The organism is Streptomyces abyssomicinicus, from assembly GCF_008974245.1.
Taxonomy (GTDB): Bacteria; Actinomycetota; Actinomycetes; order Streptomycetales; family Streptomycetaceae; genus Streptomyces; species Streptomyces abyssomicinicus.
In genome coordinates this window covers 130,437-142,523 of sequence record NZ_BBZI01000007.1, presented here as the reverse complement: position 1 = coordinate 142,523, position 12,087 = coordinate 130,437, and the positions used below count along the sequence as shown (strand labels likewise).

The window sequence follows — 12,087 nt, the reverse complement described above, 5'->3', positions numbered from 1 at the left end:
GGCGTCAAGACAGTGCGGAGCAGGGAGATTCGTTTCAGCAGCAGCTGGTGTGCGCGCGTTCCACGGCGGCGTCCGCGACGGGCTCGGAGACGAGGCGGACGGCGAGCTGCTCCATGACCCGCGCGTAGTCGCGCTCCAGCTGCTCCAGGCTCTCGCCGGCCAGCACGATGCGGCCGAAGGCCCCTCCGCGGGGGTGCCCGACCGGCAGTACCGCCTCGCCGGGTTCGACGTCGAACTCGACGAACGGCGGCACCGGGGACTCCAGGCCGGCCAGTTCGCGGACGTCCTTGCGCACGTAGTCGATGCGGCCCGCGGCGTCGAAGACGACGCTGCGGTACAGCCCGGCCGCGTTGCGGGCCCGGCCCGCCTCGACCCGGCGTCCGAGGGCCGCCTCGGCCGCCACCAGGCTGGGTTCGTGGCCGGTGGTGGTGCGGATCATCTCGACGGCCTGGCCGCCGGGCACCCGGGGGTTGATCTCCCCCGCACGCCAGCCGTCGGCGGTGAGGGTGAACTGCAGGGCGGCGACCCAGTCGTCCAGCCCCACGGCGGCCAGGGCCCGGGCGGTGAGGGCGTCGAGTTCGGCCCGGCGCGCGTCGTCCAGCCGGCTCGGGAAGAAGCCGCCCACCTTGACGAAGGTCGGTGGGGGGCCTACCTCGCCCTCGACCACCCACAGCACCTCGGTCTCCCCGCCGACCCGGGCGGCGAAGACGCCGAACTCCGGGCCGGTGACGTACTCCTCCAGCAGGGCGCTGTCCCGTCCGCCGGCCACGATGTCGGCGACGGCCTGCTCCACCTCTTCACGGGTCTCGCAGTACTTCAGACCTGCGGCGCTGGAGGCGTCACGCGGCTTGACGACGACGGGCAGACCCAGTTCCCCGGCCGCGGCGCCGCCCTCCGCGGCGTCCCGGACCACCCTGTTGCGCGGTACCGGCACGCCGGCCTCCGCCAGCAACCGGTGGGTGGCCGCCTTGTCGATGCAGTCGCGGGCCGCCTGCTCACCGACGCCGTGCTCCAGCTTCAGCTCCGCCCGCAGCCGTCCGGCCAGCGGCACCAGGCGCTCCACCCCGGTGACCACGGCGTCGAAGGGCTGCTGCGCGTGCGCCTCGGCGACCTGGGCGATCACCGAGTCCCAGTCGTCGAAGTCCACCTCCAGGGGGTAGTCGGCGAGCATCAGCTGCTCCAACGTCATGTTCTCCTCGGCGAGGACGACGTCGTAGTCGGTCTGCTCCTGCAGTTGCCGCACGGTACGGCCGCCGCTCAGCACGAGAACGCGAAGGGACACGGTCCATCACCTACTGGATGTCTGGCTCGACACGGAGTCGGAGCGATTCGAAGAGGGAGCGGTACCGGCTGCCCAGTTCCGCGGGGTCGTCGCCGTACAGCACGACGCGGCCGTAGCTGCCGCCCTCGGGGTCGTCGACGGCACGGACGCTGTCGCCGGGATCGACGTCGAGCATCACGGAGGACGGGTCCGGGCCCGGTGCGTCGTACCGGACCCTGCCGGGCCGGTCGAAGGTCACGCACCGGTACAGCACGTGGGTGGCGGTGGGCGTGGTCCGGGTGACCGGCCGGCCGAGGGCGATCTCCACCGCGGCGCGGGTCAGGTCGATCCCGCCGACCCGCTCGGTGGCCGCGCACAACTGCCCGCCGGGCGGTCGCGCCACCGCGTTGACCAGGACGGGGCCTTCGTCGTCGATCCTCACCTGGAGATGGCTCACACCGTTGTCGAGGCCGAGCGCGGCCAGGGTCCGCACCACGAACGCGGCCACCTCGGCCTCCACGGCGGCGGCGAGGCCGCTGGGATGGTCGTAGCCGGTCTCCACCTGGCGCGGGCCCGGGCCTACGTGCTGGGCCAGCACCGCGACGACCTCGGTGCGGCCGTCGACGGTGATGCTCTGGACCGCGAACTCCGGTCCTTCCACGAACCGTTCGACCAGCAAGGGGGTGGCGCCGAGGAGCGCGACCGCGCGGTCCACCTCGCCCGCGTCCCGGCACAGGAGGCTGCCCCGGCCGAAGGATCCGGTGACCTTCTTGACCACCACCGGCAGGCCGAGCCGCCTGGCGGCCGCCGGCGCGTCGGCCGGATCGGCGGCCGGCAGATGCTCCGGTACCCGCACTCCGGCGGCGGCCAGCACCATCCGCATCCGGATCTTGTCGTGCAGCGCGAGCGCCGCGCCCACACCCGTCCCGCGGACCCCGAGCCTGGCCGCGAGGTACGCCGCCAACGGCAGGTGCGCGTCGTAGACGCTGAGAACGGCGTCCAGCGGCCGGGACCGGTGCTCTCGGCGCAGCGCGCCCTCGACGGCCGCCCAGTCGTCGAGGTCCACGTCGACGGGCACGTCCACCCTGCAGGCGAGGTCCAGCGGTGTCGGGTCGTCGAGCAGGACGGAACGCACGCCGAGGCCGTCCATGACGTCGACGACCCTGCGCCCGGAGATGCAGGCCACGCTCTGCCGCGTGTCGGCAGTCGTCACGGCAGTCATCAGCAGCACCGCCTGGCGATGTCGAGTTGGTCGTCGGGCCCCTGACACCGCTGCTCCAGGCGTCGGAGCGCCGCGTGCAGGGACGCCCTGTCCGCGCGGCCGGAGGTGTCGAGGGCCAGGTGGAGCGGCACCGGGTGCGCGCCCAGCTTGCGCTTCTCCGGGCCGTTGGACCGGCCGAGGTCGACCGTGGCGACGTCCGTGGCGACGGCGGTCCCGATCAGGCGGGCGGCCATCGCCCGGTAGGGCACGAACGAGGGCAGCGCCCCGGTGTCCAGCCCCGCCAGCCACATCGACCAGGTCGCGCCGAACTTCCAGCCGGCGAAGACGCCCACGATCCGTCCGTCGGCGTCCGCCGAGGTCACCGTCTGCTCGAAGGGCGCCAGCCGCTCCTTGACCGCGCCGAGGAAATCGGCGGGCAGGACGTCGGTGGGGGTGCCCCGGTCGGTCAGCAGCGAGTGCACCAGCCGGACCGTGGTGGCCGTGTCCGCCGGGGTGTCCCGGACGGTGAACCCCCGTGCGGATACCCGGCGTTCCTTCGCGTACTTCCGGCGCAGCCGACCGGTGGCGAAGGACCAGTAGTCCTCCGCCGTGGGCACGTCGGTCGCGCAGCGGTAGGAGGTGGTGATGTGCGCGGTGGCGTATCCCCGGCCCATGAGCAGGCCGCAGGTGCGGCCCGCCGGGACGTTGGCGACGCCCCAGGTGCGCGCCCCGGCCGCCCGGGCGGCCGGTTCCAGCGCGGTCAGCAGCGCGTCGACCGCGTCCCGGTGACCCGGCAGGGCCAGCGGACCCCCGTCCAGGGCGGCGAGGCTGTGGGCCAGCAGGACGGGGCCGTCCGTGGTGTGGTCGGCCAGTTCCATCAGGTAGGAGAGGCGGGGGCAGTCGTGCACCAGGTAGGCGGGGCACACGGCGACCGGTTCGTCCCCCTGGTAGGCGATCAGGTGACGGGGTTCGAAGCCGCCCGGTGGGGCGTCCTCGAAGGCGGCGAGCCACTGCCAGGTGTGGAAGACGCTGCCGCCGGCCCGGGCGACCACGTCGTTCCAGGGGGCCGCGTCGGCGTCGTGGATCGTCGGCAGCGTCTCGATCCGGTACTGCCCGCAGGAGATCGTCGCGGACTCGATGACGGTCATCACGTCGCCCCTCAGCAGCAGGACTTGAATTCGCGGCTGTCCGACGCGGCGGGCGCCAGACCGTCCCCGAGCACGACCTGGAGGTCCAGGGCCTCACGGACGTGCCGCTCCGCGTCGTCCAGTTCCTCGGGCGTGGTGCCGTAGACGACGATGCGGCCGTAGACGCCGCCGTGCGGGTCGTCCTTCGGACGCACGGTCTCCCCCGGTGCGACCTCGACCTCCACGACAGGGGCGTTGGGCCCCGCCCCGGGGGTGAACTCGTCGTACAGGACGGTGCCCGCGGCGTCGAAGACGACGCTGGAGTAACGGGCGAAGGGCACGGTCGGCCCGGGGGCGGCCTCGGGCAGGCCGAGCGCCTGCCGGGTGACGGCCTCGGTCATGTCGACGCCGCTGACCGCGGTCGTCATCTCGACGAGACGGCCCCCCGGACGACGGGCGTTGACCTCGATGATCCGGAAGCCGTCGGGGCCGCGACGGACCTGGGTGTGGCTGATCCAGTCGCGGACGCCCAGCGCGGCGAGCGAGGCGCCGAGCAGCCGCTCCAGTTCGGCGTGCTCGTCCGCGTCCAGCCCGCTCGGGTGCTCGTAGCCGAGCTCGACGAAGACCGGCGGCGCGGTCATGCGCTGCCGGAAGACGCTGAGCAGGCTGGTGTCGTCACCACGCGTGAGGGTCTGGACCGCGTACTCGGGGCCGTCGACGTACTCCTCGACCAGGGCTCCCGGCAGACTGCCGGGAGGTGCGGCGAGCAGGGCGCCGACGGCCTCACGGGTCTCCTTCTCGTTCAGGCAGCACCGCACCCCGAAGGCACCGGCGCCGTCCCTCGGCTTGACGACGACCGGGAAGCCGATCGAGGTCGCCGCCTGCACCGCCTCCTCGACGTCCGCCACCAGGACGAACCGCGGAACGGGCAGACCGGCGCCGGTCAGGACCGTGCGGGTGCGCCATTTGTCCCGGCAGTTCGCGGCGGCTTCCTCATCGAGCCCGCGCGGCGTGGCGGTGAGCCGCCGGCTCAGGTGCGCCATCAGCGGAAGCCTCGGCTCGGTGTGGGTGAGCACCGCGGCCGGGGCCTCGCCGCCGAGCTCGTCGCGGATCGCCTCGGCCACCGCCTCCTGGTCGTTCAGGTCGACGTCCGCATGGGCGTCGACCCAGGACATGCAGTGCCAGGGAATCCGTTCGTCCAACAGGAGTACGCGGTGGCCGAGTTCACGCACGACGGAGAACTCCCGTTCGCTGCGGCCTCCGAGCATGACGACGACTCCGGCGCCGGCCGTGGATGGATCAGTCACTGCGGTCCTTCGGGGTGTGGGCGGCAAGACGGGCGGGGAAGGGAGGGCTCAGCAGCAGGTGTTGGCCTTCTTGGCGGCCGCCGCGACGGCCTGCACGGCGGGACGCTGGAGGGCGTCGAGCTTCATCGCCTCGACGATGCCGGCGATCTGGCCGATCTCCTCGTTCTTCAGACCCAGCTTCTTGGCGGCGGCCAGGAAGGAGCGCACGGTCTCCTCACGGTCCTGCATGAGTGCCGCGCAGAGGGCGACGGCGGCACGGACCTTGGGCTCCAGGGCGTCGTGGTCGAAGACGGCCCCGAAGAACTCCTGGTAGCTCTTGGAGAAGGCCGCGTGGTGCTCACCGACGGTGGGGGCGAGCTGGATGAGCTGGGTGGAGACGGACTGCTGGGCCGTGGCCATGGGGGTACTCCTGTCGGGAGGTGGTGGAAGGAAACGGTGAGGCGGTGGACGCGGTGACGGACGCGGTTCAGTCCCGGTCGTCGAGCCGGCCCAGGGTGGCCAGCAGCAGGCGGCCGGCCTTGCCCAGCGCCTCCGGGTCGATGCGCTCCGGGGCGTCGAGGGGCGAGTGGTAGTGCGCGGCGCCCAGGCCGATGCCCGCGGAGGGGAAGCCGGCCGACGCGTAGCGCCGGTTGTCCGACGACACCTGACCGGAGAAGAGGGGCAGGCGCTGGCTCCGTCCGGCCGAGTCGAGCGCCTCCACCAGGTGGGCGGGCAGCGGTTCGCCCGGCCCCAGTTCGACGGCGACCTGGCCGTTGTACTTGCCGGCCATGTCGAGGTTGAGGACGTCCGGCCTCACTCCCTGCTCGGCCAGCGTGCGGGCGTGGTGGGCGGAGCCGACCGTCCCGATCTCCTCGGCGTCCACCAGGGCCAGCAGTACGGGCCTGCGCCCCGGCCCCGCGGCCTGGAGCACGCGGGCCGCCTCGCACAGGACGGCGACGCCGCTGGCGTTGTCCCCGGCGCAGGGGAAGTGCAGCTGGGGATCGGATCCGACCCCGTCGTAATGGGCCGACACGAGGAGGGGCCGGGCGTCCGGATCGCGTCCGGGCAGGGTGGCGAGGATGTTGGCTCCCGTCGCGGGCTCGCGCACCAGCGGAACGTGCGCGGTGACGACGGACCCGGTCACGGACTCCAGAAGATCCGGCCGCAGTGCCACCACCGGCAGCCGCACCGGCGGCGGGCCCTGGACCCGCTTGGTGAGGTGACCGGAGGCGTCGGCCTCCTGTGCCGTGAGGATGCCGGCCGCGCCGAGTTCGGCGAACCGTTCGGCGAGTGCGGCGAAGCCTTCGCCCCGGGTGGAGCCCCGCACCACCGCCCAGTCCCCGGGCCCCGGCTCCTCGGCCACCGTGCCGGTGACCGGCCGGGGCATCGGGGCCGACCGGGGATGCTCCGCGAACTGGGCGCGGTGGGTGAGCTCCCGGACCGTCCCGTCGCCCTCCGCCCTGAACGTGGGCTGCGCGGTGAGACGCATCGTCCGCGCGATGGGGAAATGGTCCAGCCGCGGTTCCAGGCCGTGGGAGCGCAACAACGACACCAGGAACTCGGTGGCCCGGCGGTGCCCCGGCGTGCCGGGCGCGCGGCCGGACATCACGGGTGCGCACAGGGCCCGGAGCGTGGTCAGGGCGCGTTCGGCGTCGAAGTCGTCCTCGAGCCGCCTCGCCTCCGCGGTCTCCGGGCCCTGTGCGTTCGCGTTCATCCCGGGTTCCCTCAGCCCTTGCCGGACTCGCCGCAGCAGCCGCGGGGGGCGGCCGGTACGGAGGGGACCTCGATGACGGACTCCCCGCAGCAGCCGCCGCTCTGACCGCCGGGAACCACGCCGGTGGCGTCGGCGGGCTCACCGCAGCAGCCTCCGGCGGAGCTCACCGCGGCGGTGGGAGCCGTGACGAAGCCGCCCACGGGCTCCTGCTCGGACGCCTCAGAAGAACTGCTGGACATGGGGAACGTCCTTTCCGGGCCGCGGAACGCGCCCTGATTCGACTGCGACTTACTTAAACAAGTATCGAATCAGAGTGATCGCCGTGTCAATGGCGCGTCGGCCTCCGCGCCGGGTCAGTCGCCGGCCGGCACCGCCTGACGGGCCGTCTCCTGCGCGCGCACCGCGACCGCCGCCAGGAACGCCCGGATGAGCGGGTGCAACGAGTCCGGCGCGGAGGCCAGTTCCGGCTGGAAGAGGCTGCCGATGAAGAACGGATGGTCCGGCAGCTCGACGGCACGCGGAGCCCGCTCCGCGTCCCAGCCGCTGATGCGGAGCGGCCCGGACAGGATCTGCTGCTCGTAGGCCGGGTTGAGCCCGTACTTGCAGTGGTACGTCTCCACCGTCGACTCCCGCCCGGGATAGACGGAGGCGAGACGGCTGCCGGGTTCGAAGTGCAGCGGCGCGGTCTCGCCGACCAGCGAACACGCCAGCGGGACGATCAGCGGGGTCGACGCCTCGGCGTCGTACTGGACGTCCTCGGCGTCCCGCAGGCCGAGGACGTTGCGGCTGTACTCGATCAACGCGTGCTGGAACCCGCCGCAGGTGCCGAGGTAGGGGATGTTCCGGGTGCGGGCGGTGTGGATCGCCAGCAGGACGTTGGCCTGGCTGACGTAGGGGGATCCGGGCACGACCCATATGCCGTCGTACGCGCCGACGGCCTCGGTCACATCGGCGCTGGGCAGCCAGTCCACGTCCACACCGAAGTGCGGGACGATGGCGTCCAGTCTGGCGTGTGCGGGAACGCGATCGCTCCGGTCGCCGATGAGCGCGAGCTTCGGGCGAGGGGTCATGGGTGGGAGCCTCCGGTCCTGATGGGGTGGTGGATGAACCGTCCGTACGGGGGCGGGTGGCGCGCACGCGGGTCGGCCGCGTGCGCGCCCGGGGCGGCGCTGTTCCTCGGCCGGGCGGGTGCCCGGGTGTTTTCGTCACTCGGCCTCGGCCGGGTGGGCGCCCGGCCGGCCACGCAGCCCCGGGCGGGCGGGCGCCCGCACATCTCGGCCACGCAGCCCCGGGCGGGTGCCCGGGTGTTCCGGTCGCTCAGCGCCGGCCGGCGCCGGTCACCACAGCGCCCGGCCGGTCATCGCCGGCGCCGGTCCGACGCCCAGCAGCGTCAGCACGCTGGGGGCGATGTCCGCCAGTCCGGCCGGGCCGTCCGGGGCCGTGGCCGTCCGGCCCGGCGCGGGTACCAGCACCGCGGGCACCGGGTTGGTGGTGTGGCCGCCGTAAGGCCTCGGAGCGCCGCCGTCGCCGTCGGTGAGCATCTTCTCGGCGTTGCCGTGATCGCCCACCAGCAGCACCCACCGGCCGGTCGCGGCCGCCTCGCGGCAGATGGCCTCCACCGCACGGTCGGTGTGCTCCGCCGCGCGCCGGGTGGCCTCGAAGTGGCCGGTGTGCCCGACCACGTCGATGTTGGCGAGGTTGGCGACGACCAGGCCGACGTCCTTTCGCCGTGCCGCGGCCCGGATCTCCTCGGTGACCCGGTCGATGTTCATGGCGGGAGCCTTCCGGTGGTCCGGCGCGGTGTCGCCGGTGATCCGGACGTGCTCCTCGACGGGTACCCGGGTCGCGTCCCGGCCGTTGAGGTAGTAGGTGACGTGCTCGAACTTCTCGGCCTCCGCGATGCGCACCGAGCGGATCCCGTGCTCGGCGAGGCGGGCGGCCAGACCGCCGCCCGCGTCCGCCCGCCCCACCAGGGCGGTGATGTCGGCCTCGGTGTCGTACTGGGCCAGGCTGAGGAACTCCACCCCTCGCCCGGACAGGTCCCGGTGGAGGTGGTCGGCGAGTTGCTGGATGCGGTCGCTGCGGAAGTTGGTGAAGAGGACGAGGTCCCCGTCCTCGATGGGTCCCGTCGGCCGGCCGTCGGGTCCGGTGACGACGCACGGCGGCACCCATTCGTCCCCCCGCGAGGTCAGTTCCAGCGCGTCCTGGGGGTCGTCGATCGGCTCGCCCTTGCCTTCGGAGATGGCTCCGGCCGCCTTGCCGGTGAGAGTGAGATCGCCGCTCTTGTCCAGCGCGTAGCCGCGGCCGACGACGCTGGCGACGGCACCGATGCCCGCCTCGCCGATGTAGCTCCGCACCAGGCCGAGGTAGGCCGCTGCCGTGTGGTCGGCCACGTCACGGCCGTCGGTGACGGCGTGGACGTGCACCTTCGGCACGCCGGCCCGGGCGGCGACGGCCAGCAGTTCGCGCAGGTGCCGCACGTTGGCGTGGATCATGCCGTCGGAGCAGAGTCCGACGAGGTGGAGTGACCGGCCGGTCGACGTGAGCCGGGCCAGCGCGGCTTGCAGGGTGTCGTCCGCCGCCAGCTCACCGGTGGTGATCCGCTCCTCCACCAGCACGCTGTCGTAGGGGACGGGCCGCCCGGCGCCGATGACGATGTGCCCGATCTCGGAGTTGCCCACCGTGCCGGGGAGCAGCCCCACGGCCGTGCCGGAGGCCTCGGCGAGCACCGAGGCGCCGGTGGCCACCAGCTCGTCCAGGAACGGAGTGGCCGCGGCGGTGAGGGCGTTGGCCTCGCCCGGTGCGGCGTGTCCCCAGCCGTCGAGCACCAGCAGGATTCCGGGGAGCCCGCTCACAGCGTGCTCGCCCCGTCCTCGTGGAGGCTGTCGAGCGTCTGCCAGAAGGTCGGGAACGACTTGGCGACGCAGCCGGGATCCTTGATGACGACACCCTCGGTGCGCAGGCCGGCGACGGCGAAGCACATGGCGATGCGGTGGTCGTCGTAGGTGTCGACGACGGCGCCGTGCGGGGTGCCGCCGGTGATGGTCAGCGCGTCCGGGTGCTCCTCGACGGTGATGCCCATCCTGCGCAGTTCGGTGGTGACGGCCGCGATGCGGTCGCACTCCTTGATCCGCAGGCTGGCGATGTTGCTGATGTGCGTGGTGCCCTCGGCGTACGCCGCGACGACCGCGAGGGTGGGCACGACGTCGGGCATCATCTCCATGTCGATGTCGATACCGCGCAACTCCCCGCCCGTGAGGGTGATCGAGTCGTCCGTGACCTGGGAGACGCAGCCCATGCGGGTGAGCGCCTCGACCAGCGCCACATCACCCTGCCGGGAGTGCCTGCCGATGCCGGGTACGGTGACGGTCCCGCCCAGCACCGCGGCCGCGGCCAGGAAGTAGGACATCCCCGAGGCGTCGGGCTCGACGGTGACGGTACCGCCGCGCAGCTTCTGTCCGGCCGCCACGGTGAACCGGGTGTAGCCGTCGCGCTCCACCTGGACACCCATCTCGGCCAGGGCCGCGACGGTCATGTCGACGTAGGGCTTCGAGGTGAGGTCGTCGACGACGTGCACCGTGGTGTCCTGCTCGGCACGGGTGGCGTTGACGAGCAGGCTCGAGGTGAACTGGGAGCTGACCGCACCGCTGATCCGGGTCGTGCCGCCGCGGAAGCTGGGACCGGTGACGCGGATGGGCGGGCTGCCGTTGCCCCGCACCGCCTCCGCCGTGACACCGACTCCGGGCAGCGCATCGAGCAACGACCCCATGGGCCTCTCCTGCATGCGCGGCGTACCGGTGAGGACGGTGGTCCCCTCGGCATGACCTGCCATCGCGATCAGGAACCGGATCGGCGTGCCGGCCGCACCGACGTACACCTCCTCGGCGGGGGCCGTCATCGGCCGACCGGTCGGGGTGACGGTGATCCGCTCGGCGGCGGCGTCGACGTCCACCTCGACGTGACCGAACGCCCGGAGCGCGCCGGCGAGGTACTTGGTGTCGTCGCAGACGAGCGCGCCCTCGATGACGGTCGGCTCACCGGACAGCGCGGCGAGGGCCAGGTACCGGTTGGAGTAGCTCTTCGAACCGAGCACCTGCACCGTCCTGTTGAAGGTCCTCAGCGGTCGGATCGTGACGGTCTCGGCACTCAGTCGCGGGTCGTTCTGATCGGAGCTCACGCCGCCTCCTCGAATCGTGGCGCCAGGGCGCCGGTGGTGACCGGTGAAGAGCCTGCGAGTCGGCACGGGGACTGAGGAAGACCTCACGAAGGCAGCAAGTTGCCCGGCAACATGCTGTCGCGGTCCGGCTTCCAACGGTCCGGCTTCAAGGCGTCCGGTTTGCGGCCCTCCAAATGATCATCCGCGGTGCTAAGTTGAAACTCATCGATACAGTGGGCACTGGAGGGGCGCATGCTGGAGTCGTTGGGTCTCGACGAACTGGCGCACACCATCTACCGCTTCGCCCTGACGCGTTCCGGCTGCGGCATCGAGGACCTGCTGTCCGGGATCGACGCGCCGGAGAAGGACGTCCGGCGCGGTGCGGACCGGCTCGTCCAGCTCTCGCTGCTGCGACCCCTGTCGGGCAAGCTGATACCGACCCGGCCACCGATCGCCCTGCGCACGCTGCTGCAGCGGCAGCAGGCCGAAGTCATGCGGCAGCAGCAGGAGTTCGCCAGCGTCAAGGCGGCCGTGGACCGCCTCAGCGAGGAGTACGAGGACGCCCAGACGGTGGGCACGCCCGCGGGATGGGAGGTCCTTGACACCGAGGCGGCCGTGCATGCCCGGATGGAGCGACTGGCCGGCCTGGCCACCGTCGAGTGCGCGGCGATGCTCCCCGCCGAGGTGAACGGCGCCGAGGCGGTCCAGGCGCGGCGCCCGCTCGACCAGCACCTGCTGGAACGGGGCGTCTCCGTGTGGAACATCTACCAGGAGAGCATCTACAACGACCGCACCGGCGTGGCCCACGCGCGGTGGCTCTCCGCCAACGGCGCGCGGATAGGGACGGTGCCCACACTGCCCCTGTGGGTCGTGCTCTACGACCGCCGGAGCGCGCTCCTGCCCGTGGATCCGAAGGATCCGGCCGCCGGCGCGGTCCAGGTCACGGGCGCGGGCTTCCTGGCGGGGCTGGCGGCCCTGTTCGAGCAGATGTGCCAGAGCATGAAACCGCTGGACGCGTCGTGCGGGCCCGCCGCGGACCAGCCGACCCCGATGGAGCGCGAGCTGTTGCGGCTGATGGGCCAAGGCCTGACCGACGAGGCGGTGTGCCGCAAGCTCGGGGTGGGACTGCGCACCGCGCGCCGCATGATCGCCGAGCTGATGGACCGCCTGGGCGCCCGCAGCCGGTTCGAGGCGGGGGCCAACGCCGTGGACCGGGGCTGGCTCCAGCCGTGCGCGTGTGGCGGGGACCGCCCGGTCGGCGTCGATCCGCCGAGGCGGATGGCGCGGCGGCTGGACGGGACGACCGTGGGAATGTCGGCCTGACGCTCCGCTTGCCCCTGCC

At 72.8% G+C, this 12,087-nt stretch carries 11 protein-coding genes; 1 reads left to right on the top strand and 10 read right to left on the bottom strand.

The genetic code is table 11. The features are described 5' to 3' along the window. Positions 1 to 34: 34 nt before the first annotated feature. The 10 genes from GBN72_RS14160 to aroA all read right to left on the bottom strand — a co-directional run bounded on the left by GBN72_RS14160 (position 35) and on the right by aroA (position 10,766). The gene (locus GBN72_RS14160; RefSeq protein ID WP_246212490.1) at positions 35 to 1,282 is read right to left on the bottom strand and encodes an ATP-grasp domain-containing protein; all 1,248 of its coding nucleotides are present in this window, start codon (positions 1,280 to 1,282) and stop codon (positions 35 to 37) included. A 10-nt stretch (positions 1,283 to 1,292) separates the two neighbouring features. Next, positions 1,293 to 2,474 (bottom strand): ATP-grasp domain-containing protein, encoded by a 1,182-nt coding sequence (locus GBN72_RS14155; RefSeq protein WP_439959766.1) that lies wholly within the window; start codon positions 2,472 to 2,474, stop codon positions 1,293 to 1,295. A gap of 8 nt (positions 2,475 to 2,482) precedes the next feature. After that, a complete protein-coding gene (locus tag GBN72_RS14150) occupies positions 2,483 to 3,610 on the bottom strand; it encodes a GNAT family N-acetyltransferase (RefSeq protein ID WP_151772148.1) in 1,128 nt (375 codons plus the stop codon). A gap of 11 nt (positions 3,611 to 3,621) precedes the next feature. Beyond that, positions 3,622 to 4,896, bottom strand: a complete 1,275-nt coding sequence (locus GBN72_RS14145) for an ATP-grasp domain-containing protein (protein ID WP_151772147.1) — start codon at positions 4,894 to 4,896, stop codon at positions 3,622 to 3,624. 48 nt (positions 4,897 to 4,944) lie between these two features. Then, positions 4,945 to 5,295, bottom strand: a complete 351-nt coding sequence (locus GBN72_RS14140; RefSeq protein WP_151772146.1) for a carboxymuconolactone decarboxylase family protein — start codon at positions 5,293 to 5,295, stop codon at positions 4,945 to 4,947. A gap of 67 nt (positions 5,296 to 5,362) precedes the next feature. After that, complete coding sequence (locus GBN72_RS14135; protein WP_151772145.1) at positions 5,363 to 6,589, bottom strand: M28 family metallopeptidase; 1,227 nt, start codon at positions 6,587 to 6,589, stop codon at positions 5,363 to 5,365. 11 nt (positions 6,590 to 6,600) lie between these two features. Beyond that, positions 6,601 to 6,828, bottom strand: a complete 228-nt coding sequence (locus tag GBN72_RS14130) for a hypothetical protein (RefSeq protein WP_151772144.1) — start codon at positions 6,826 to 6,828, stop codon at positions 6,601 to 6,603. Positions 6,829 to 6,942: 114 nt separating this feature from the next. Beyond that, on the bottom strand, positions 6,943 to 7,659 hold the full coding sequence (locus tag GBN72_RS14125; RefSeq protein WP_151772143.1) for a CTP synthase C-terminal region-related (seleno)protein: 717 nt from the start codon (positions 7,657 to 7,659) through the stop codon (positions 6,943 to 6,945). 267 nt (positions 7,660 to 7,926) lie between these two features. Next, a complete protein-coding gene (gene gpmI, locus GBN72_RS14120; protein WP_151772142.1) occupies positions 7,927 to 9,444 on the bottom strand; it encodes a 2,3-bisphosphoglycerate-independent phosphoglycerate mutase in 1,518 nt (505 codons plus the stop codon). Next, a complete protein-coding gene (aroA, locus tag GBN72_RS14115) occupies positions 9,441 to 10,766 on the bottom strand; it encodes a 3-phosphoshikimate 1-carboxyvinyltransferase (RefSeq protein ID WP_151772141.1) in 1,326 nt (441 codons plus the stop codon). The genes gpmI and aroA overlap by 4 nt, the downstream gene beginning before the upstream one ends. 231 nt (positions 10,767 to 10,997) lie before the next feature. Between aroA and GBN72_RS14110 the strand changes: the two genes are divergently transcribed. Continuing rightward, positions 10,998 to 12,068, top strand: coding sequence for a helix-turn-helix transcriptional regulator (locus GBN72_RS14110; protein WP_151772140.1), 1,071 nt, complete (start codon positions 10,998 to 11,000; stop codon positions 12,066 to 12,068). The last annotated feature ends 19 nt before the right edge of the window (positions 12,069 to 12,087 follow it).

Bases quoted from the DNA above. Each gene is read 5' to 3' on its own strand.
- GBN72_RS14150 (WP_151772148.1), bottom strand. From the start codon at position 3,610: ATGACCGTCATCGAGTCCGCGACGATCTCCTGCGGGCAGTACCGGATC.
- GBN72_RS14140 (WP_151772146.1), bottom strand. From the start codon at position 5,295: ATGGCCACGGCCCAGCAGTCCGTCTCCACCCAGCTCATCCAGCTCGCC.
- GBN72_RS14135 (WP_151772145.1), bottom strand. From the start codon at position 6,589: ATGAACGCGAACGCACAGGGCCCGGAGACCGCGGAGGCGAGGCGGCTC.
- GBN72_RS14130 (WP_151772144.1), bottom strand. From the start codon at position 6,828: ATGTCCAGCAGTTCTTCTGAGGCGTCCGAGCAGGAGCCCGTGGGCGGC.
- GBN72_RS14125 (WP_151772143.1), bottom strand. From the start codon at position 7,659: ATGACCCCTCGCCCGAAGCTCGCGCTCATCGGCGACCGGAGCGATCGC.
- GBN72_RS14110 (WP_151772140.1), top strand. From the start codon at position 10,998: ATGCTGGAGTCGTTGGGTCTCGACGAACTGGCGCACACCATCTACCGC.